Consider the following 19,704-nt stretch of genomic DNA (forward strand, 5'->3'; position numbering starts at 1 on the left):
ACCGGAAGGTCTCCGGAGTGACCACCCTCGCAGCGCCACACGTCCCCGCCCGACTGGGCCGGTTCGTGCTGCGCATGTTCCGGCCGCAGATCTACGTCACGTACGGACTGCTGTGGGTCCTCGCCCTGGAGGGCACGGCGGTGGCCGCCACGGGTACGGTCTGGCGACCCGACGGCGCCACCGCGATCCGGGTCGTCAGCGTCGTACTGGCCCTGCTGTTCCTGCGGATGCTGGACGAACAGAAGGACCTCGCCCACGACCGTGTGCACCACCCGGACCGGCCGCTCGTCACCGGCGCGATCACCGCGGGCGAACTGCGCGGTGCGATGGTGGTGATCACCGTGCTGGTGACCGCTCTGAACGCGGCCCGCTCCGCGGCCGACGCCCTGCTGATCCTCGCGGCCCTCGGATACGGACTGTTCCTCGCCCTGCTGGAACGGCTGTTTCCCGCTGTGGCCGACCGGCCACTGCTCGGCCTGGCGGTCACCTATCCGGTCCAACTCCTGCTCAGCGTCTACATCTACGGGTCCCTCGCCACCGCGGGGACCGTCACCGCCGACTGGCGCGGCGCCGCGCTGCTCGCCCTGTGCGCCTGTGTCTTCCTGCACTTCGAGTTCGCGCGCAAGACCGCCTGGGAGGCGCCGCCGGGCGCCCGGCTGTACTCGGCCGAGCTCGGTCCGGGGCGTGCCGCGGCGGTGACGGCCGGGTTCGCGGCCGGTGCCGTCGTCTGCGAGATCCTGCTGTTCGCCCCGCGCGGTCCGCTCGCGCTGCTGCCCTGCCTGGCGGCCGTCCTTCCCGCCCACGGCACCCGGCGGTTCCTGGCCGCCGGGCGCGGCGCGTGGCCGCTGCCCGTCGCGATCGCCTTCGTCGTATTCACCTATCTCGCGCTGACCGTCCTGGCGGTGCTGCTGCCGTGACCGGCGAACCCCCCCTCACCTGTGAGGAGTTGCTGACCACCACGCGGTCGGTGCGGCATGGCCTCGACCTGGACCGGGCCGTGTCACCGGCCCTCGTCGAGGACTGTCTGCGTATCGCCCTGCAGGCACCGAACGGCAACAACCGGCAGAACTGGCGCTGGATCCTGCTCACCGACCCCGGGGTGCGGGCGAAGGTCGCCGAGGTGTACCGGACCGCGTTCTACGAACGCAACGCGGCCGGGCTCGACCGGCTGTCGGAGCTGCCCGAGGCCTCGCGCTCGGTCCTCACCGGCGCCCGGAGACTGGCCGACCGGATGCACCGGGTACCGGCCCTGGTCATCCCGTGTCTCGAAGTGCCCGGCGGACGGCTGCCCACGGGCAACCAGGCCGGGCTGTGGGGTTCGCTGCTGCCGGCCGCCTGGAGCTACGCCCTGGCTGCCCGCAGCCGCGGCCTGGTCACCGCCTGGACGACCGTCCACCTGGACCGTGAACGAGAGGTCGCCGACCTGCTGGGCCTGCCGCCGACGGTCCGCCAGGGCGCCCTGCTCCCGACGGCCCACCCCCTCCGGACGACCTTCCACCCGGGCCCGAGGCAACCCCTGGACCAGGTCCTGCACCACAACGGCTGGCAACCCACGCACCCGAACTGACCCTCCTGGAAGCCGAACGCAGAGCGCAAAGAATCTTCCCTGGAAGAACAAAGGAATCACCCAACTCGGCGTGCATCTCCAGCCACATGAGTCAAAAACGGACTACAGGTGAGACCTTGGAGATCGAATTGCGATGGACCGCGCGCAGAGCGCCCTCCCAGAATGCACAGCGGCGCGGACCCACCGGGGGACCGCTCGTGCCCCGGGAAGGATCCCGACGTCCATGTCCGTCTTTCGCTTACTCATGCCTGCCTCCAGACGTCCCGCGTCGAGGCCGATCGTCGCCGTCACCGTCGTGGCCGCGGCCCTGGCCGCCGGGTCACTGACGACCACGGCGTCGGCCCACGCGGCATCCGGCACCCCGGCCCAGGCTCCCCGTACTACGTCGCACAATGCTCCCTCCTCGTCGGCGGCCCAACTGACCTGTGCGATCAACGACACCAGCGGCTGCCTGAACAACACCGCCACCAGCACCTTCACCACCACGACCAGCCCCGCCGACGCCGACGGCTCCGGCAACAGCTTCAACGCCGCCGACCTGACGAGGACAGCGGGCTGGCAGAGCGGCAGAACCGTCACCATCGACGGCGCCACCATCACGCTGCCGAAGTTCGGCACCGGCACCCACGACAACATGCTGGCCTCCGGGCAGACCCTCACCCTGCCGGGCAGCGGCGTGGTCAACACCGGCGACGCCGTGGTCTTCCTCGCCTTCGCCACCGGCGCCGCAGCCAAGGGCGCCACCGGCACCATCACCTACGCCAAGAACAACTGCCTGAACCCCGACGGCGACCCCACCAACCAGGACTATGGCCTGGACACCGTGCCGGACTGGCTCTCCGGCCCGTCCTCCGCGGCCTCGATCACCCTGGCGCACGAGAACCACAGCGACAACACCCAGACCAGCCCGAGCTCCGGCCCGAAGGTCTATGCCATCAGCGTCCCGCTGGTCTGCCCCGGCTCGGCCATCAGCAGCATCTCCCTTCCCCAGTTCACCAGCGGTGTCCAGGCGGGCCAACCCGCCCTGCACATCCTCGGACTGGGCATCCGGCCGACGACCGCCACCGGCAGCGGTTCCAGCGCCCAGCACTGGGTCGGCACCTGGGCCTCGGTCCAGGACACCGACAAGGTGCGGTCGTCCAACGGCAGTACAGCGGCCGTCAACAGCCAGACCCTACGGATCCCGGCCCACGTCAGCATCGGCACCGACAGCGGAAGCGGAGCGCGCATCCACCTGTCCAACGCGATGGGTGCCACGCCGGTGACCTTCCACGCGGCCTCCGTCGCCCTGCAGGACACCACCGCGGCCGGCGCCACCGCAGCCGCGCCACCAGTGGTGCTGACCTTCGACGGTTCGCCCTCCGTCACCATTCCGGCGGGCGGCGACGTCACCAGCGACCCAGTCACTCTGACCGTCCAACAGCAAGCGACCTTGCTGGTCAGCTTGCAGGTGCGCGGCGAGGCGCCCGCGATGCCCGGCCACTCTGTGGCCCGGACTCCCGTCTGGATCAGTGACCACGCCAACCGCACCGGTGACACAGCCGCCGCCCACTACACGCAGACCACGTACACCGGCCTGCCGTACCTCTCCGGCATCGACGTCACCACCTCCACCTCAAACCCCACCGGCTCGCTGGTCCTCTACGGAGACCAGAGCGTCAACGGGGACACAGCGAGCGACGACGGCCGGCACCACTTGAGCGATGCGATCACCAACGCCCTGGTCAATGACCCCGGCGGGGACAGCTCCGCGAACTACGGCGTGCTCAACGCGGGCACCGACAACAACAGCCGGCTGCCGCAGATCACCAACAGCCCCAATCCGGTCAGCGCTTCCAACCCCCAGGACCGCGACGTGCTGGTCCAAGGCAACGTGCGCACCGTCCTCGTCTCCACCGGCGCCGACGACCTGCTGAACTGCGCCGGCGACGCCAACACCTGCGCCACCGAAGTGGAGAACGGACTGGCGTCCCTCAAGACCCGGCTGAACTCGTACTACACCGACGACAGCCAGATCTACATCAACCAGCAGCCGGTCACCCAGAACTCCAACATCACCGTCTATCTCGCCACCATCCCGCCGTTCACCGTCTCCCACCCCGGCACCGCGGCCCAGGAAGCCGCCCGCGCGCAGGTCAACACCTACCTGCTCGACAACTACCCCGGCGAGTTGATCGACTTCGCCGCAGCGGTCTCCACCGACGGCACCGCCACGTCCTCGACCGTCAGGCCCGCCGACCTCTCGGACGGCAACCCCTCCGACGCGTACTACGTCGACCTGGCCGGCCGATACATCAACGACGCCGACTCCGGCACACTCATCCACCCGCCCAACTGACCCCACTACCGGACCCAGGCCCCGCCGCTCCCACCAGACGCAGTGGCGCCTGGCCCGTCGTGCCGACCGACGCCGGCGTCCGCTGCTTCTCCGTGAACAACCAGGTGGCCGTCATCACGGAAGATCGTGCCGCCCAGCACCGAGGTGAGCACGGAAGCCACTGTTCATTTGACCGGCCCGCTCGGGGAGCGGCCAAGGCAATGCCTCCGAGCCGTATGCGTGACATCGCTGTTCTGCCGGATGCCTGCAATTCGAAGTGCAGGGCGCCGCACTAGTGATGTGCGGCGAGGGAGTGGAACTCGAGCGCTCCGATCCCCAGGACGATGAGCTGCACCGCGCCGGGGATGCGCCATCGCAAGACCAGCAAACCACCGCCCGTGACCACGGCACCACCGGCCAAGTACCACGTGGTCCGCCACGCGAACATGTGCGCCTCGGGTGCGATGCCGCCATCGTCGGTCCATCCCGCGAACCCGTAGGCGAACCACAACCCGGCGATGTACGCCAGGTCGACGGCGAGCAGCAGTACGCCGATCATCACCTGCGCGCCGATGTACGGCTCGGCCCCGCGCGCCATACGCACCCTGTCTGTTCTCATTCGCCGGTCCGTCGATCGCCCGCGGCCCAGCATGTCGGCCCGGTGCATGTCGCGCATGAGTACACGTACTCAGAAGCGAAGCGAGGAAGCCCAGGAGGCGACGGCCAACCAGAAGAGAGGGGTGTCGGGATTCGTGGCAAGCCTGTACGGGGCCACCCTCGCCCGACGCGAGCGGATTTCCGGCGACCCCGACCCCCTCACCAGCCGAAACAACCGCAATGCCTTCTCAGCCGAGAGCTCGGGACGAAGGGGCCATGCCAGACGCGTGCCAGATCGTGCGGGGAACCCGGCCGTGGAATCTCGTACTCGTCCGACGCGGCGTGAGCTTGCTCCCGCCCACGTGTAGCCCTCACGCCAAGTCCCTGCTCACGCTGTCGCAGACGGGGACTCCGCCCTGGGCGTCAGTTCTTCCGGCGACGCCCCTGCGCATGGGGGCCGTGGCGATCATGTTCCCGCCATTCCTCGTCATGAGGGTCTCGGTCTTCGGTGTTCGCATTGTCTCCGGGAGTTGAGATGTGTTCTCCGTTGTTGACCTTGGCCAGCAGCGAGGCGAGGGGATCAGGAGGACCATCGCTGAAGCGATCGGAGCCGCGCGCGGGCGGCGGCACCGGCTCTGTCCTGTCCTGCCGCGCCCGTGATGTATCGCTCATGAGCAGCCCCCTCCGACCCACTGAGATGCACTCGAGGTCTTTCCCTGGAAGCTCGCGGGTAACCCGACTTCGCCCTTGCCGACTGTGCGATCTTGCCCGAAGCCAAGCACCATCGGACGCACTCCGAACCTTCAACGTCCTTCCATGCATTGCGTGTTGGCTTCACCACGGGAAACGGCGGAAGGACTCCTCGTCGCCCGGCGCGGAGAGGCGGCCGAAGGCGCTTGCTCCGCACCGGGGTTCGGTGCCTGGGTCAGCCGACCGTCGGACTGGGGGTCGGGCTGTTGGTGTTCACGTTGAGGTCGGGGCGCGGCGTCAGGACGACGATCGGGGCACCCGGCTGCGGCGGGGGCGGCGTGAGCTGGTCCTTGGGGAGCGTCGGCGGGGCGCTCTGCTGGGCGAGGACCGCGGGGAAGTCGATGGTGCCGGTCTTCTCCATCATGGTGATGTGGTCGAGCACCGTGTCGTTCGCGAGGTTCGCGAGCTCTCGTACCAGGGAGTTGTTGGTGTTGGCGCGCACCTTGGCGATCACCGAGAAGATGGAACCGTGCGTGACACGCAGGATGTTGGCGGCGGTCCTGTCGAACTCCTTGCCGCTCAGGGCCGCGGAGGTCGCCACGAACTGCTGCTGCTGCGGAGACGCCTGGTTGGGCAGGGTGATGTTGAGCTGGATGGCGACCTTGCGGTCCAGCTCGTCCAGGCGGGCGTGACCCACGATCAGGTGCTTGCCGGCCTCCCGCATCGCCGGAGTCGAGCCCTTCTTCAGCGCGATCTCGCCCAAGGGGTACTCCCACAGCCCGGCCGCGCGCACCTTGACCACGAAGTCACGGTCCCCTTCGGTGAGGGGGCCCCACTGGGTGTCCTCGATGACGCGGGTCTGGGCGCTGGACGTGGTCTGGTAGCCGAGCATGGTCGGGTATACCAGAGCGGCGAGAGTCAGGGTCACCGCGCCGCCCACGAAGACCGTTCCTGCCAAGTTGCGTGAGACGGGCATGATGCCTCCTGACGTATCGATCAGATGTCATCAGGGGTACGGATGCCACGGCCCCGTTGATCATTCCGCCGGGTAAAAACTGACCGTTTCCGTGTGTCGTGTGTCACAGTCGGCGCGCAGGTCGAGGGTCCGGCGCGGTCGGACGGCGCGCACTCCTCGTCGCACTCCTCGCCGCCCGTGAGATTCTCTCCATCAATCGATTGATCGATGGGAGTCGGCGGCATATTCTCCCCGCCATGCCCGACTCTCCACCGGCCTCACCGCCCCCCGCCCCGTCGCCCGCCGACGCGAGCCGCGAACGCATCATCGCCGCCGCCACCGCCCTCTTCGCCGACCACGGTTACGACGGCACGAGCACCCGGCGGATCGCCGCCGAGGCCGGGCTGAACATGGCCACCGTCGCCTACCACGTCGGCGGGAAGCCGGACCTCTACCGGGAGGTCATGCTCCGCGCCCACCTCGCCGAACAGCGGGTGCTGACGGACGCGCTGGCCGCGTTCCGGGACCTCGCGCCCACCGATCCGGCCGCGGCCGTCACCGGCCTGGTCGACCGGTACCTCGACTTCTGCCTCGACCAGCCGCACATCCCGGCCCTGTGGATGCGCCGCTGGCTCTCGGACGCCGCCGAGTTCGCCGATCTGGAGGCCGCGTACGCACGGCCGCTCATCGAGTCGGTCCGCGACACCGTGCGCGAGGTCATCCCCTCCGGACCGTCCACCGAGCCCGCCGACGTCGAGATGACCGTTCATACGGTGCTGTGGAGCACCCACGGCTTCTGCCGTTCGGGCATCCGCGCCCAGGTCCCGCGCTTCCGCGCCCACCTGCGCGCCCTCGTCCTGCGTGACCTCGGGCTCCGTGCCCCGGAACCGCGTGACCAGGAGCAAGGATGACGACCGCCCTGGTCCCCCCGACCGCCGTCGGCGAACTCACCCGACGCCGCCTGTTCGTCTACGGACTCGGCTCGGTCGGCACCGGCCTCTTCTCCACCGTTCCCGGCCTGCTCCTCCTCTACTTCATGACCGACGCGCTCGGCGTCCCCGCCGGCGTCGCCGGACTCGTCGTCGCCCTGCCCAAGGCCTGGGACGCCGTGTTCAACCCGGTGGTCGGGGCCGCGAGCGACCGTGAGGCCGTCCGCACCGGCCGGCGGACCCGGCTGCTCGTCGCCGGCGGACTCGCGCTGCCCGCCGCGTTCGCGGCGATGTTCCTGTCCCCGATGACCGGCACGGGCGCGGCGGTGTGGGTGACGGTCACCTTCGTCCTGGCCGCCAGTGCCTTCTCGCTCTTCCAGGTGCCCTACGTCGCCCTGCCCGCCGAGATGTCCTCCGTGCCGTCCGTCCGCACCCGGATCATGGTCTGGCAGATCGTCTTCCTGACGCTCGGCATCCTCGTCGCGGGCGGCGCGGCGCCCCTCGTGGTGGACGCCGCGGGCGGAGGCCGCAAGGGATACGCGACGATGGGCCTGACCGTGGGCCTCGTCATCGCGGCGGTTCTGCTGGTGCCCGCGCTCGGTACCCGCTGGGTGCGCTCACGGCCCGGACCCGAACCCCTCGGACTCGCGGCCGCCTTCCGTACCGCACGCGGCAACCGCGCCTTCTTCGCGCTGCTGCTCTCCTTCGTGCTCCAGGCCGCCGCCGTCGCGATCATGCTCGCCGCCGCGCCGTACGTAGCCACCTACCGGCTCGGCGGCTACGGACTGACCTCGATGCTCTTCGTCTGTCTGGTCGCACCGAGCGCCGTCGCCGTCCCGCTCTGGGCCAGGGCCGCCGCACGCTGGGGACGGTTGCGCTGCCTCACCGTCGCCACCTGCGGCTACGCCCTCGGCGCCGCGGCCCTGCTCCCGGCCGCCGGAAGCGGCAGCGGCACCGCCGCGGTCGCCGCGACCCTCGCGCTCTGCGGGCTGCTCGGCGTCTGCTACGCGGCCCTGCAGGTCCTGCCGCTCGCCCTGCTGCCCGACACGGTGCACGCCGACACGGCGCGGACCGGACAGGTCCAGTCGGGCGCGTTCACCGGACTGTGGACGGCCGGGGAGACCGTCGGCCTCGCGGCCGGACCCGGCGCCTACTCGATCGCCCTGGCCGCCACCGGCTTCGTCTCCTCGACCCTGGACCACCCGGTCGCCCAGACCGCCACCGCACGCACCGGCATCCTCCTCGGCTTCAGCCTCGTCCCCGCCCTGCTCATGCTGCTCTCCCTGCCCGCCCTGCGCGCCTACGGCCGTCGCCGCGCCGCAGGAGAAACGGAAACCCCCTGATGACGACTCCCCAGCAGACCGCCACCGACGCACCCGCCGCCCACCCGGGTCTGCCCGAGACGGGCCGCTCCGGCGCCGACCTTCTCGCCGAACTCGCCGTCCTCACCGCCGCCGACCTGCCCACCCGGGGCGGCAACACCACCGCCTACGTCTACGACAGCGGCCGCCCCGAGGTACGCGAGGCCGCCGAACAGGCCTACCTCACGATGATGGAGGTCAACGGTCTGGACCCCACCGCGTTCCCCAGCATCGTCACGCTCGAACGCCAGGTCGTCGGCGCGACCGCCGCCCGCCTCGGCGGCGACGACACCACCCCCGGCATCTTCACCAGCGGCGGCACCGAGTCGATCATCCTCGCGGTCAAGGCCGCCCGGGACGCCCGCCCGGACGTCCTCGCCCCGGAGATCGTCGTCCCCGTCACCGCCCACGCCGCGTTCCACAAGGCCGGCAGCTACCTCCGGGTCACCGTGCGCAGCGCGCCCGTCGACCCAGTGACCTACCGCGCCGACCCGGCCGCGATGGCCGAACTCTGCAACGAGAACACGGTCCTCGTCGTCGCCTCCGCCCCGTCGTACGCCCACGGCGTCATCGACCCCGTGGCCGAGATAGCCGCCGACGCCGCCGCCCGCGGCATCCCCTGCCACGTCGACGCGTGCGTCGGGGGCTGGCTGCTGCCCTGGCTCGCCGAGGCCGGAGCGCCCGTGCCGCCCTTCGACCTCTCCGTCCCCGGCGTCACCTCCCTCTCCTGCGACCTGCACAAGTTCGGCTACGCCCCCAAGGGCGCCTCCGTCCTGCTGTTCCGCGACGAGGCGCTGCGCCTCGACGCCTACTACGCGTGCGCCACCTGGCCCGGCTACAGCGTCGTCAACTCCACGATCCAGAGCAGCAAGGGAGCCGGTCCGCTCGCCGGGGCCTGGGCCACCCTGCAGGCCCTCGGAGCCGACGGCTACCGTGAACTGGGCCGCGCCGCCCTGTCCGCGACCCGCAGGCTGATCGCCGGGGTCGAGGAGATCGACGGCCTCGCCGTTCTCGGCACCCCCGAGGCCACCCTGGTCGCGATCGGCACCGACCCGGCGGCCGAGATCCCGCTCGACCTCTTCGCCCTCGCCGACGAGACCCGCGCCCGGGGCTTCTTCCTCCAGCCGCAGCTCAGCCTCGACGGCCTGCCGGCCAACCTGCATCTGACGCTCACCGGAGTCAGTGAGCGCGGGGTCGAGGAACTGCTCGCCGTCCTGCGCGAGTGCGTCGACGTCGTCCGTCCGCTCGGACCCCCGGCACCGCCCGCGGACATCGTGGACCTGCTCGGACAGGTGGACCTGACCGAACTCGACAACGCGTCCTTCGCGGCGCTGCTCCCGGCGGCGGGTGTCGACATGAGCGGCGACAACGCGGCCCGCATGGCCCCGGTCAACCGCCTCCTGGACGCCCTCCCGGCGACGACCCGCGAGGTCATCGTCACCCGATTCCTGTCCGCGCTCTACAGCCCGTACCTGGGCGGGTGACCCGCCGGGCCGGGGCGACGCGGGTGTCCGTCGCGCCTCGGCGACCGGTTCGCGTCGGCCGGGGCGGGTGTCGCGCTCACCGCGCGACGCGCTGCTTCCGGCCGCCGCGGCGCAGGCGCAGGCCGGCGTAGAGGAGATCGGCCAGGAGGACGACGACGCCGATGACCAGCAGGTAGAACAGGCCGTGGGCGGCGACTCCGATGATGCCCAGCACGACGGCCACGAGGATCAGGAACAGGAACAGGCTCATCGGTTCTCCCGGCAGCTCTCGGGGCGGATCAGCGACGGGCGAGACGGCGCTCGCCCTGGAGGCCCGGCGTGTACTTGAGCTCGTAGTGCGCGAAGACCTCCGGCTCGTCCGTCGCGGGCAGTACGCCGTCCGTGTCGATGGACGGGGCGCTCCTCACCAGACTCCGGTCATGGGCGACCCTCAGGTAGCCGGGTCCGACGGTCGCGCGGTCCAGGGGTACGAACACGAGGCGCCGGCGCGTGGGCAGGCCCACGGTCACGGTGGCGAAGGAGGGGTCGTCGGTGGCCGTGTCGACGTAGACGGACTCCAGGGTGCCGATTTTGTGCCCGTCGGGGTCCACCACGTCGTGACCACGCCATTCTCGGATGTCGCCTGCCTCGAACATCATGCTCCTCCGGTGCGGGGGTTCTCTGCGGGGGTACCCCCGATCGCGGGTCTGATGCCCAGCGGCTTTGATGCTCGGCGGCCCGGCGGTCCCGGACGTTTCTCCCGGCGAAACCGGTTCCCTCAGGAATCGGCCTCGTCGGAGGGTTCTCCTGTCGGCCGGTTGAGGCCCGGTGACAGCACCACGCGGAGCGCGGGGGCCGGGGCCGCCCCCGGGAACCACTGGTCGATGCCCGCCCGGTGCGGTCAGAATGGCCCGATGCGCCGTCTCGTGGTCATAGACGCCCCGTCCAACCTCGGTCTCCGGCCGCCCGACGAGGGCACCGTGCCCGGGTGTTACAAGCTCGCGGGCGCGCTGCGCGAACAACGGCTGGTGCAGCGGCTCGGGGCGTACGAGGGCGGAGTCGTCGTGCCGCCCCGCTACGACCGCGGCGGCTGGAGAGAGGGCGACGGCGTGTTCAACGCCGAGGCGATCGCCACGTACAGCCGCAAGCTCGCGGACCGCGTCGAGCACCATGTCCGGGCGGGTGACTTCCCGGTCGTCCTGGGCGGGGACTGTTCCATCCAGCTCGGCGCCTCGCTCGCCCTCCGCCGGATCGGGCGGTACGGACTCGTCGTCATCGACGGATCCGCGGACTTCCGGCACCCGGGCAACTCCGATCGTGTCGGCGCCGCCGGCGGCGAGGAACTGGCCCTCGCGACCGGCCGCGGCCAGCGGGACCTGACGGACCTCGAAGGGCTGCGACCGTACGTCAAGGACGAGGACGTACGGGTCCTCGGCATCCGGGACTACGACGACGAGCGGGCCGAACTCACCGAGCTGAAGATCATGAACGCGACGGTCGGCGAGATCCGGGAGTGGGGCACCGAGGAACTGGCGGGCGCGGTGCTGCGGACACTCGAAGTCCCCGTGACGGAGGGGTTCTGGGTTCACCTGGACGCGGACGTACTGGACCCGTCCGTCATGCCCGCCGTCGACAGCCCCGACCCCGGCGGACTCCTGCCCGACGAACTCGCCGCGCTGCTGGGGCCGTTGCTGCGATCGAAGCGGTGCGTCGGGTTCAACCTCACCATCTACGACCCCGATCTCGACCCGGACGGCACCTGCGCGGCCCTCCTCGCCGACCTCCTCCAGACGGCCTTCACCGGCGCCTGACCGGGAACGGGCCCCCGCACGGCCCATGTTCCCCGGAGCCGAGGCCGCGCGGAGGCAGGCTCAGCCGGCCGAGGCGTGGGCCGGGGACAGTGTGCCGGCGGGGCACGGTTCGTCGGCCGGCTCCGGATGCTCCGAGCGCGCCGACCTCGGTCGCGTGTCCGCGGAGTCGAGGCGCAGCATGGCGCTCTCGTCCAGGGTGCCGGGGGCCGCCTGGTAGACCACCATCCGCTGACCGCCCGTCCGGGCCAGACGCATGACCTCGTAGGTCAGCGTCATCGCTCCGACCTTCGGATGCCGGAAGGACTTCTGCCCGCCCCCGCGTTCGCAGACGTCGTACCGCTCCCAGAGCCGGGCGAACTCCGGTGACTTCAGGACCAGTTCACCGACGAGGGTGGTCAGCTCGGGGTCATCAGGGTCCGCTCCGGCGACCGCCCGCAGATGAGCCACCGAGAGCGCGACCGTCTCCTCCCACGGCTCGTAGAGCGTCCGGCCGACCGGGTGGAGAAAGAGGTACCGGGTCAGATTGCGCTGCTCCTGGGGCCAGTCCCAGAGTCCGGGCAGCAGGCGCCGGCCGGGCGGATTCGCGGCCAGCACACGGTTGTAGCGGCTCACCACGTAGGCGGGGAGCGGACGCACCGACTCCAGCATCCGCACCACCGAGTCACGAACCGCGTGATCGGCGGAGGCGGGCAGCTCGCCGACCCGCCCGGACGCCAACTCCACCAACTCGTGGAGGCGTTCGTAACCGTCGCCGCGCAGCCGCAGGGCACGGCCGAGGCCGTCCACGACGGCGGGGGAGGGATTGGTCTCCCGGCCGCGCTCCAGGCGGATGTAGTAGTCGACGCTCACTCCGGCCAGCGCGGCCAGCTCCTCCCGGCGCAGTCCGGGAGTGCGGCGCAGCCCCGCGCCGGCCGGCAGGCCGACGTCCTCCGGCCGGACCTGCGCCCTGCGGGCCTTCAGATATCTGCCGAGTTCGGTGCCCCGTGCGTCCGTCGCTGCCATTCGGCCCATTCTGGCAGGCCGACGGGGAACGTGGGGGGCCCTGTCAGACCCTGGAACACCGCACCCCGGGAACAGGCCGGTCTGCCGGATCGCCGTGCGGAGGCGGAGAGTTGACTGCGAAGCGGGCGGCCCGTCCGCCGGGGCCCAGGGCGTGCGAGGCACAGGACCGCGGCCCCGGCGGTCCGGAGCCGCCCGCCGACTCTCCCCGACCACCGTCGATTCCCTTTGTCTGCCGAGGAGTTCATCATGCGCACCCCTGGCCCGTCAGCGGCCCTCGTCCCTTCGGCGGCCGCCGCGACCGCCCGCGGCCACGATCCGCGAGCGTCGACGTCCACTCTCCGCCGAGACAGGCCGCACGGGTCCCGACCAGCGATGCCGGCCGTCGGTACGGCCACCGCGGCGCCGCGCGGCGGCGTCGCCCTGATCGCCGCGCTGCTCGGCTTCACGGTGATCACCATCGACGTCTCGGCCGTCAACATCGCCCTGCCCGCCATCGGCACGTCCCTCAGCGGTGGGATGACCGGACTGCAATGGGTGGTGGACGCGTACACCCTGATGTTCGCGGCCCTGATGATCTCCGCCGGCGCGCTCGCCGACCGTGCGGGCGCCCGTCGCGCCTACGCCTGGGGCGTGGCCCTGTTCACCCTCGCCTCCCTCGGCTGCGCCCTGGCGCCCGGCATCGGCGTACTGGTCGCCGCGCGTGTGGCGCAGGGCGCCGCCGCCGCGATCGTGATGCCGGCCTCGCTGGCACTGATCCGCCAGGCGTACGACGACGCCCGGGCGCGCGCCCGCGCCATCGCGCTGTGGACCGTCGGCGGTTCGGTGGCGATGGCCGCGGGGCCGGTGCTGGGCGGGCTGCTCACCGACTCGGCCGGCTGGCGAGCGGTCTTCCTCCTCAACCTCCCTGTAGGGGCGGTGATTCTGGGCCTGCTGGTCCGGGTGCCGCGTTCCGCGCGCAGGCCCGCCGCGATGGACGCCGGTGGACAGGTCACCGCCGTACTGGCCCTCGCCGGGCTGGCCTTCGCGGTGATCGAGGGCGGCCACCTGGGCTGGACCAGCGGCCCTGTGGCGGCCGCCGCCGCGCTCGCCGTGGCCTCCGGGTGCGCCTTCGTCATGGTGGAGGCCCGGCACCGACGGCCCATGGTCCCACTGGGCTTGCTGACGGACCGCCGGGTGGCCGTCCCGCTGGCGGTCGGCTTCGCCGTCAACGCCGCCTTCTACGGCGGGATCTTCCTTCTCGGCCTGTATTACCAGCAGTTGCGCGGAATGTCGGCGATCGAGGCGGGGTTGATGTTCGTCCCGATGTCCGCGGTGGTGACGGCGACCAACCTCGTCTCACCGCGACTGGCTGAGCGCGTCGGACGCCGGCCGGTGATCGTCTCCGGTCAGCTGATTTTCACGGGAGCGATGCTGGCCATGCTGCCGCTCGCCGCGCACACCCCCGTCTGGCGGGTACTGGTCCTGCTGCTGCCGCTGAGCATCGGCGGGGCACTCGTGGTGCCCGCGTTGACCGCGCTGCTGATGGACGCCGTCCCGGGAGAACGCGCGGGGACGGCGTCGGGGCTGCTCAACTCCTTCCGCCAGACCGGCGGCGCGCTCGCCGTCGCCCTCTTCGGCGGCCTGCTCTCCGGCTCCGGCACGGACTTCTCCCTGCCGGGCATGCGCATCGGCCTGCTCGCCGTCGCCGCCCTCCTCATCGCCACCGCCGCGCTGTCCCGCCTCCTCCTGCCCCGCGACTGAGCGGAGTTGGATAGGGGGACGGCCGGATCATCGCGAAAGGCTCGACAAGAGTTCCTCACGACTATTGACCCCCGTCTTTCGATAGATCGCTTTGAAATGATCGTTGACGGTGTGCGGAGAAAGATTCAGGCTGCGCGCGATCTGCTTGACGGCCAGTCCGTCGAGAGCCCGCCGGATCACCTCCTGTTCCCGCGAGGTGATCCCGTACAGAACGGCCGCGGCGGGCAGCAGTACGTCGGAGGAGGCGGATTGGATGGTCACCGCGACACCGCCGAGGTCCGAATCGTCGAGCCGCTGGGCCTCCAGCACGATCCAGCCGTCAGGGCCGGGGATACGGCTCAGTGCTTGACGGTCGGGCTGCCGTGCCATGAGGGCTATGTTCCAGACGTGCGCGAATATCTCGCTCTCGTCGGCGGTCTCGGCGTCCTGTACGAGTTTGCTCACCCATTCATGACCGGTTCGGGTCACCGCCCTTATCGTGTCGCTGCCGTCGATCACCACAATTCCGGGTGGGGGCGCGCTGCGAACGGGACGCAGGAAACGGCCGGCGACATACTGCTTCAGCGCCTTCGCCATGAGGCCGGCCAGTCTGCCGGCGTTCACCGCGTCGGCCGTCGAGAAGGGTCTGCCGCCTCTTGCTCTCAGCAGTACCAGCAGACCCCAGGTCATCCCTTTGAGTGCCAGGGCGACCCGCATCTCGCTGCCGACGTCGGTCGTGTTCATGATCTCCTGGTGCCGGACACGGTGCCGTTCGCCCGGTGGGTCGGATGCGAGGACCGCCACAGGGCGGCCCCGTCCGACCAGGGCGGTCAAGGTGTGCTGCCCGTGGCCGAGGATTTCCGCGGATTCCAGTTCGCGATAGAAGTCCGCCGCATAACCATGTTCCTTCGTGAGGAAACATGCCGCACCCGTGATCGGGTCGACTCCTCGCAGCATGTATCCGTCGTGCGGTACGAGTTGCGCGATGTGCCGTGAGATCGCCGAACCCAGTTCAGGGATTGTCGTGGCCTCCGTCACCGCGGGCGCGAGAGTGCGGGCTGTTTGTTCCACGTCCGGATTCATGGAAGGAGTGTGAATCCGCGTGGCTCGACGGACACGGATTCACGGCACGTTGGCCGAGAGGCGACACTCCTTGGCGTGTATGCGGCAGCCACTGAGAAATCGGAATTGGAACTTTCTATTCCCGTCCTTTCCGATTCTTTCGCGCGGTCGCCCGGTCCCGAGTGGTCAAGGACCGGGCGACCGTGTTCATTCCGTCAGCACTCCGGAACGGCCCCGTCGTGGAACGCCTCGTTGCTGTCCACGTACGCCCCGTAGGTCCACCCCGTGACGAAGATTTCCTGGCCGGTGGTGGCGGTGTACCGCTCGGACACCGTGTGGTACCAGACGTTCCCGCGGTTGCTGATGTTGTCACCGCGGTCCCAGCAGTCGGCGACGATGGAGTCTCCGAACCTCAGGTCCGGCACCCCCACCTTGCCGTTGCGGGTGTGCGGGGTCTTGAAGACGCCCGCACTGTCACCCACGTGGATCAGCGCGTTCGCGGCGGACGCGCTGCCGACCCCAAGGAACAGCACGCCGGCGCTCAGCGCCGCGACGACGGCGCTACGACGCGGAAGGACTCTCTTCATCATCATTTCCCCCTGATGGTTGTCCGGCTTTGAGGTGCCGGGCGAATGCCCCGTGGTCCGGAGCACACCGAGGACGATGCCCTGGCCGGTAGGCCGAGTGAATCCCCCAGAAACAGGGGGGTGACAAGAGGACGCCGGTGACCTGTCGGCCCGAAGCCGGCCCGAACCGAGCGGCGAGGTGATGTCCGGGCGGGGGTGTACTGTCGGAGCACTGGAAGTAGAAACGTGTGTTCACCGCAGGACATCGACGCCAGTCGACGGAGCGGGGGACACACGCGCATACGCGGTACCGGACGGGCCGCCACTTCTTCACATCGAAGGAGTGCGCAGTGAATGTCCGTCGTCCCGGAGCCGTCGAGAAGGCCGGTGCTCCCACCGGAGCCTCTCGCTCACCACGTTCCCCCCGTGAAGTCCCGCCACGTTCCCTCCGTGAAGCGGGGACAGCCCTCGCAGGCCTGTCAGCGGTGTTCCTGTTCGAGATGCTCGACAACTCGATCCTCAACGTCGCGTTGCCGACCATCGGCCGTGAGTTGTCGGCGTCGACGACTGTTCTGCAGTGGGTCACGGGCGTGTACGCCGTCGTGTTCGGCGGGCTGATGCTGGCCCTCGGCGCGCTGGCCGACCGGGTCGGCCGCCGCAAGGTCATGCTGGTCGGCCTGGTGCTGCTGGGTGGGGCAAGTCTGGCCACCGCGTTCGTCACGACGGCGGAGCAACTCATCGCCGTCCGGGCGGCCATGGGCGTCGCGGCCGCGATGACGACACCGGGTTCCCTCGCGCTGGCCTTCCGCCTGTTCGACGAGGACGCGCTCCGCGTCCGAGCGACCACGCTGATCTCGACCGTCGGACTGGTCGGGCTCGCGATCGGGCCCACGGCCGGCGGCTTCGTCCTCGCGTTCGCTCCGTGGCAGATGCTGCTGCTGGTGAACGTGCCGATCGCCGCACTCGCGTTCATCGGCATCCGGCGCGGCATCCCCGCCGACAAGGCGGACGAACTGCACAGGGACCCGATCGACGGTACGGGTGCCCTGCTCGGCACGGCCGCGATCGTGCTGACGCTCGTCGCCCCCACGCTGTTCGTCGACGCAGGTACCGCGTCGCTTCTCCCGTGGCTGACCACGGCGGCGGCCGCCCTGACGGCCGTGCTGTTCGTCGTCCGTCAGCGCGTCGCCCGCCATCCGCTGCTCGACCTCGAACTCGTCGCCCGCCCCCTCGTGTCGAGCGGACTGGCCTTCAAGGCCGCCGCGAGCCTCGCGACCGCCGGACTCGGCTATCTGGTGACCCTGCAGCTCCAGCTCGACCTGGGCTGGACACCCGCCCAGGCGGCCCTGGGCATGCTGCCGCAGGTCGTCGTGCTCATCGCGGGCGGTGCGCTCATCGGCCCGCTGGTCACACGCGTCGGCCTCGACAGGGCCGCCTGGCTCAGCGCGGGCGCCGTCGTATGCGGGCTCGCCGTCTACGGGCTCCTGGGCCGCTTCGGCTACGGGTGGATCGCCCTGGCGCTCATGCTCGTCGCCGCCGGTATGCGCGTCGTGGGTGTCGTCGCCGGGACCAACGTCATGCGCGGCCTCCCGGCCAACCGCACCACCATCGGTTCGGCGTTGGTGGACACCGCGGGCGAAGTCACCACCGGCATCGGTATCGCCGTCGGCGGGACCATCCTCGCGGCACTCTTCACCGGCGACATCGCCACGTCGCACTGGAGCACTCACCAGACCACGCAGTTCCGCGACGCGATCACCTGGGCCGGTCTCGCTCTCACGCTGCTGACCGCGGCACCGGTGGGATGGGGCATCACGCGGGCCCGCAGCGTCGCGGGCGGCACGACACGGTCGCCCGCGACGGCTCCGGACGCTGCTTGAGGAAGGCGGGTGCCGAGCCGCGGCCCGGTCCCGGCAGCAGTGGGGGCCGTCTCCCACGTGCCGCCCGGGACCGGAGCGGACCGTCGCTCACCGCGCGGACGCGTGGGCCGGCCCCCGTCGCCCCGGCGGAGGGAGGACGTACGCAGCTCATCCTCACTGGATAAGCTGCCGCCGTGGAGCGGATCTTGGTGGTGGGGGTCACGGGCGCGGGCAAGTCCACGCTCGCGCGCACGCTCGGCGAGCGACTGAAGTCGGCGTACCACGAGATGGACGCGCTCCACTACGACGGCCCCGGCTGGGCCGTGAACGGCTCGTTCGCCGAGGACGTGGCGCGGCTCAGCGCGGAGCCCCGCTGGGTGGTGGACTCCCTCGGCTACCCGGAGGTCCGCGATCTCCTGTGGGGCAGGGCGGACACGGTGGTGTGGCTCGACTACCCGAGGCGCGTGGTCGCGCCCCGTGTGGTGCGCCGCTCCCTGCGGCGCTCCGTTCGTCGCGAGATCCTCTTCGGCGGCAACCGGGAGACCTGGCGGGGGTGGCTGAGCCGGGAGCATCCCGTCTGGTGGTCCTGGTCCCAGTACACGTCCCGCCGCCAGGAGATCGAACGCCGGACCCGTGACCCCCGCTTCGCCCCGCTCGCCACCGTGCGGTTCGCCCACCCCGACGAGACCGCCGCCTGGCTCGCGACCCTCTGACGTGCAGTGACCTCCTTCTCACCCACACTTCCGAGCTCCGCGATCGACGAGTGGTGGTGCCCAGGGGGGCGGACGGACCCGACCTATGGGGCCGGTTCGGCGATCAGCGCCGTACCGATCTGGCGGAAGCCGAGTCGGGCGTAGATCCGCGCGACGTCGTCGTCACCTGCCGACAGGAAGACGGTGTCCGCTCCCTGTGACCGGGCGTCGGCCACCAGGGCCGCGGTGACCGCGCCGGCGAGTCCGCGACGGCGAGCCGAGGGAACCGTTCCCACACCGACGATCTCACTGATTCCCGTGAGAGGTTGATGCTGGCCCGCGGACAGTGCCACACCCTGTTCGACAGCCGCGGCGACCACTGTCAGACCCGCCTGGACGCGGCGCGTGACACGTTCGACCGATCCGTCGGCGACGCAGGCTTCGACCGCTTCCGCCAACTGCGGTGTTCCCGCGAGACCCACGCGGGTTCCGGGCCAGGCGAAGGCGAGGTGAGGGACGGCCAGGGCGCTGGGCAGCGTCGGATCGTCCGCGCCGACGATCCGTACCGACACGGTGCCGGACGGGCATTCCACCGGCGCTGGCGGAACCGATGGGTCGAGCACCATCAGCGGATGTTCGTGGACCACGAGTCCCGACTCCTCGACCGCCGCCCGCAGCGTGGGCGTGGTCTCGGCGACCCATTCGAAACTCTCCGGTATCCCCAGTTCCCGCTGACGGGCACGGACCTTTCGCACGTCGGCCGCCTCCAGCGGCCCTGACCATCCCCGAGCGGGGCGTGCGTAGAACGGCCAGCCCGGTCCCTCCCGCACGAACAGGGTGAGCGGCCCGATGTCCTCGGCACGGGCGCCGTGGCGCGGCACCGCGTCGTAGTACTCCTCGAGCCGGTCCAGCAAGGGCCGTTCAGGGTGCTTGTCAATGTCGGCAGAAGTCACGTCGGGCATCCAAACAACTGGGCCTCACCGACGCCACCTCATTTCCCTTTGCGCAGATGCGGAGGGGGATGTCGGGCGAACCTCGTCCGGGCCCGCGCCGGGAACGGCTGGAGTCTCCCCCAAGGGGAGGTCCTACCGTCCTGACCGATCGCACACGATGC

19 protein-coding genes are annotated in these 19,704 nt (G+C 70.7%); 10 read left to right on the plus strand and 9 right to left on the minus strand.

Annotation, left to right across the window (positions count from 1 at the left end; genetic code table 11):
- Nucleotides 1-17: 17 nt before the first annotated feature.
- From ACIQ7M_RS18245 to ACIQ7M_RS18255, 3 genes are all read left to right on the plus strand, one after another.
- Nucleotides 18-917 (plus strand): hypothetical protein, encoded by a 900-nt coding sequence (locus ACIQ7M_RS18245; protein WP_403645117.1) that lies wholly within the window; start codon nt 18-20, stop codon nt 915-917.
- Complete coding sequence (locus ACIQ7M_RS18250; RefSeq protein WP_403645120.1) at nt 914-1,567, plus strand: nitroreductase family protein; 654 nt, start codon at nt 914-916, stop codon at nt 1,565-1,567. Before ACIQ7M_RS18245 ends, ACIQ7M_RS18250 begins: the two co-directional genes overlap by 4 nt.
- A gap of 244 nt (nt 1,568-1,811) precedes the next feature.
- Complete coding sequence (locus tag ACIQ7M_RS18255) at nt 1,812-3,905, plus strand: hypothetical protein (protein WP_403645123.1); 2,094 nt, start codon at nt 1,812-1,814, stop codon at nt 3,903-3,905.
- Between the two features lie 271 nt (nt 3,906-4,176).
- Here ACIQ7M_RS18255 and ACIQ7M_RS18260 read toward each other — a convergent pair whose 3' ends face one another.
- The 3 genes from ACIQ7M_RS18260 to ACIQ7M_RS18270 form a co-directional block, all read right to left on the minus strand.
- A complete protein-coding gene (locus ACIQ7M_RS18260; RefSeq protein ID WP_403645126.1) occupies nt 4,177-4,503 on the minus strand; it encodes a hypothetical protein in 327 nt (108 codons plus the stop codon).
- 401 nt (nt 4,504-4,904) lie between these two features.
- On the minus strand, nt 4,905-5,153 hold the full coding sequence (locus tag ACIQ7M_RS18265; protein ID WP_403645128.1) for a hypothetical protein: 249 nt from the start codon (nt 5,151-5,153) through the stop codon (nt 4,905-4,907).
- A gap of 253 nt (nt 5,154-5,406) precedes the next feature.
- The gene (locus tag ACIQ7M_RS18270) at nt 5,407-6,147 is read right to left on the minus strand and encodes a DUF4142 domain-containing protein (protein WP_386976839.1); all 741 of its coding nucleotides are present in this window, start codon (nt 6,145-6,147) and stop codon (nt 5,407-5,409) included.
- A gap of 236 nt (nt 6,148-6,383) precedes the next feature.
- On the opposite strand from ACIQ7M_RS18270, the gene ACIQ7M_RS18275 reads away from it, so the two are divergent.
- Genes ACIQ7M_RS18275 through ACIQ7M_RS18285 form a run of 3 tightly spaced genes read left to right on the plus strand, consistent with a single transcriptional unit; the run spans nt 6,384 to nt 9,900 of the window.
- Nucleotides 6,384-7,037 carry a TetR/AcrR family transcriptional regulator gene (locus ACIQ7M_RS18275; RefSeq protein WP_355766862.1) on the plus strand — a complete coding sequence of 218 codons (654 nt, stop codon included), beginning with the start codon at nt 6,384-6,386 and terminating at the stop codon, nt 7,035-7,037.
- A complete protein-coding gene (locus ACIQ7M_RS18280; protein WP_403645132.1) occupies nt 7,034-8,398 on the plus strand; it encodes an MFS transporter in 1,365 nt (454 codons plus the stop codon). The genes ACIQ7M_RS18275 and ACIQ7M_RS18280 overlap by 4 nt, the downstream gene beginning before the upstream one ends.
- Complete coding sequence (locus ACIQ7M_RS18285; protein ID WP_403645135.1) at nt 8,398-9,900, plus strand: pyridoxal phosphate-dependent decarboxylase family protein; 1,503 nt, start codon at nt 8,398-8,400, stop codon at nt 9,898-9,900. Before ACIQ7M_RS18280 ends, ACIQ7M_RS18285 begins: the two co-directional genes overlap by 1 nt.
- 76 nt (nt 9,901-9,976) lie before the next feature.
- On the opposite strand, the gene ACIQ7M_RS18290 is transcribed toward ACIQ7M_RS18285, so the two are convergent.
- Both ACIQ7M_RS18290 and ACIQ7M_RS18295 read right to left on the minus strand, forming a co-directional pair.
- The gene (locus ACIQ7M_RS18290; protein ID WP_389842599.1) at nt 9,977-10,150 is read right to left on the minus strand and encodes a hypothetical protein; all 174 of its coding nucleotides are present in this window, start codon (nt 10,148-10,150) and stop codon (nt 9,977-9,979) included.
- Between the two features lie 28 nt (nt 10,151-10,178).
- The gene (locus tag ACIQ7M_RS18295; protein ID WP_389843225.1) at nt 10,179-10,535 is read right to left on the minus strand and encodes a PRC-barrel domain-containing protein; all 357 of its coding nucleotides are present in this window, start codon (nt 10,533-10,535) and stop codon (nt 10,179-10,181) included.
- Nucleotides 10,536-10,793: 258 nt separating this feature from the next.
- On the opposite strand from ACIQ7M_RS18295, the gene ACIQ7M_RS18300 reads away from it, so the two are divergent.
- Nucleotides 10,794-11,690, plus strand: coding sequence for an arginase family protein (locus ACIQ7M_RS18300; RefSeq protein ID WP_403645139.1), 897 nt, complete (start codon nt 10,794-10,796; stop codon nt 11,688-11,690).
- Between the two features lie 60 nt (nt 11,691-11,750).
- Here the strand turns inward: ACIQ7M_RS18300 and ACIQ7M_RS18305 are convergent, their stop codons facing one another.
- Complete coding sequence (locus tag ACIQ7M_RS18305; protein WP_403645142.1) at nt 11,751-12,692, minus strand: helix-turn-helix domain-containing protein; 942 nt, start codon at nt 12,690-12,692, stop codon at nt 11,751-11,753.
- A gap of 372 nt (nt 12,693-13,064) precedes the next feature.
- On the opposite strand from ACIQ7M_RS18305, the gene ACIQ7M_RS18310 reads away from it, so the two are divergent.
- Nucleotides 13,065-14,432, plus strand: a complete 1,368-nt coding sequence (locus tag ACIQ7M_RS18310; protein ID WP_403645145.1) for an MFS transporter — start codon at nt 13,065-13,067, stop codon at nt 14,430-14,432.
- A 27-nt stretch (nt 14,433-14,459) separates the two neighbouring features.
- On the opposite strand, the gene ACIQ7M_RS18315 is transcribed toward ACIQ7M_RS18310, so the two are convergent.
- Together ACIQ7M_RS18315 and ACIQ7M_RS18320 are read right to left on the minus strand one after the other, a co-directional pair.
- Nucleotides 14,460-15,494, minus strand: coding sequence for a helix-turn-helix transcriptional regulator (locus ACIQ7M_RS18315; protein ID WP_403645148.1), 1,035 nt, complete (start codon nt 15,492-15,494; stop codon nt 14,460-14,462).
- 194 nt (nt 15,495-15,688) lie between these two features.
- Entirely contained in the window at nt 15,689-16,060 is a 372-nt protein-coding gene (locus ACIQ7M_RS18320; RefSeq protein WP_355775566.1) for a hypothetical protein, read from the minus strand.
- A 464-nt stretch (nt 16,061-16,524) separates the two neighbouring features.
- Between ACIQ7M_RS18320 and ACIQ7M_RS18325 the strand changes: the two genes are divergently transcribed.
- Both ACIQ7M_RS18325 and ACIQ7M_RS18330 read left to right on the plus strand, forming a co-directional pair.
- Nucleotides 16,525-17,919 carry an MFS transporter gene (locus ACIQ7M_RS18325; RefSeq protein WP_403645152.1) on the plus strand — a complete coding sequence of 465 codons (1,395 nt, stop codon included), beginning with the start codon at nt 16,525-16,527 and terminating at the stop codon, nt 17,917-17,919.
- A gap of 173 nt (nt 17,920-18,092) precedes the next feature.
- Nucleotides 18,093-18,611, plus strand: a complete 519-nt coding sequence (locus ACIQ7M_RS18330) for an adenylate kinase (RefSeq protein WP_403645155.1) — start codon at nt 18,093-18,095, stop codon at nt 18,609-18,611.
- An 83-nt stretch (nt 18,612-18,694) separates the two neighbouring features.
- Here the strand turns inward: ACIQ7M_RS18330 and ACIQ7M_RS18335 are convergent, their stop codons facing one another.
- Nucleotides 18,695-19,552 carry a GNAT family N-acetyltransferase gene (locus tag ACIQ7M_RS18335; protein WP_403645158.1) on the minus strand — a complete coding sequence of 286 codons (858 nt, stop codon included), beginning with the start codon at nt 19,550-19,552 and terminating at the stop codon, nt 18,695-18,697.
- Between the last annotated feature and the right edge of the window lie 152 nt (nt 19,553-19,704).

The organism is Streptomyces sp. NPDC096324 (assembly GCF_044763015.1).
GTDB lineage: Bacteria > Actinomycetota > Actinomycetes > Streptomycetales > Streptomycetaceae > Streptomyces.

Excerpts from the sequence above, each read along its gene's own strand:
- ACIQ7M_RS18260 (WP_403645126.1), bottom strand. The coding sequence starts at position 4,503 with ATGAGAACAGACAGGGTGCGTATGGCGCGCGGGGCCGAGCCGTACATC.
- ACIQ7M_RS18285 (WP_403645135.1), top strand. The coding sequence starts at position 8,398 with ATGACGACTCCCCAGCAGACCGCCACCGACGCACCCGCCGCCCACCCG.
- ACIQ7M_RS18275 (WP_355766862.1), top strand. The coding sequence starts at position 6,384 with ATGCCCGACTCTCCACCGGCCTCACCGCCCCCCGCCCCGTCGCCCGCC.
- ACIQ7M_RS18305 (WP_403645142.1), bottom strand. The coding sequence starts at position 12,692 with ATGGCAGCGACGGACGCACGGGGCACCGAACTCGGCAGATATCTGAAG.
- ACIQ7M_RS18255 (WP_403645123.1), top strand. The coding sequence starts at position 1,812 with ATGCCTGCCTCCAGACGTCCCGCGTCGAGGCCGATCGTCGCCGTCACC.
- ACIQ7M_RS18270 (WP_386976839.1), bottom strand. The coding sequence starts at position 6,147 with ATGCCCGTCTCACGCAACTTGGCAGGAACGGTCTTCGTGGGCGGCGCG.
- ACIQ7M_RS18290 (WP_389842599.1), bottom strand. The coding sequence starts at position 10,150 with ATGAGCCTGTTCCTGTTCCTGATCCTCGTGGCCGTCGTGCTGGGCATC.
- ACIQ7M_RS18280 (WP_403645132.1), top strand. The coding sequence starts at position 7,034 with ATGACGACCGCCCTGGTCCCCCCGACCGCCGTCGGCGAACTCACCCGA.
- ACIQ7M_RS18265 (WP_403645128.1), bottom strand. The coding sequence starts at position 5,153 with ATGAGCGATACATCACGGGCGCGGCAGGACAGGACAGAGCCGGTGCCG.
- ACIQ7M_RS18320 (WP_355775566.1), bottom strand. The coding sequence starts at position 16,060 with ATGAAGAGAGTCCTTCCGCGTCGTAGCGCCGTCGTCGCGGCGCTGAGC.
- ACIQ7M_RS18335 (WP_403645158.1), bottom strand. The coding sequence starts at position 19,552 with ATGCCCGACGTGACTTCTGCCGACATTGACAAGCACCCTGAACGGCCC.
- ACIQ7M_RS18310 (WP_403645145.1), top strand. The coding sequence starts at position 13,065 with ATGCCGGCCGTCGGTACGGCCACCGCGGCGCCGCGCGGCGGCGTCGCC.
- ACIQ7M_RS18300 (WP_403645139.1), top strand. The coding sequence starts at position 10,794 with ATGCGCCGTCTCGTGGTCATAGACGCCCCGTCCAACCTCGGTCTCCGG.
- ACIQ7M_RS18295 (WP_389843225.1), bottom strand. The coding sequence starts at position 10,535 with ATGTTCGAGGCAGGCGACATCCGAGAATGGCGTGGTCACGACGTGGTG.
- ACIQ7M_RS18315 (WP_403645148.1), bottom strand. The coding sequence starts at position 15,494 with ATGAATCCGGACGTGGAACAAACAGCCCGCACTCTCGCGCCCGCGGTG.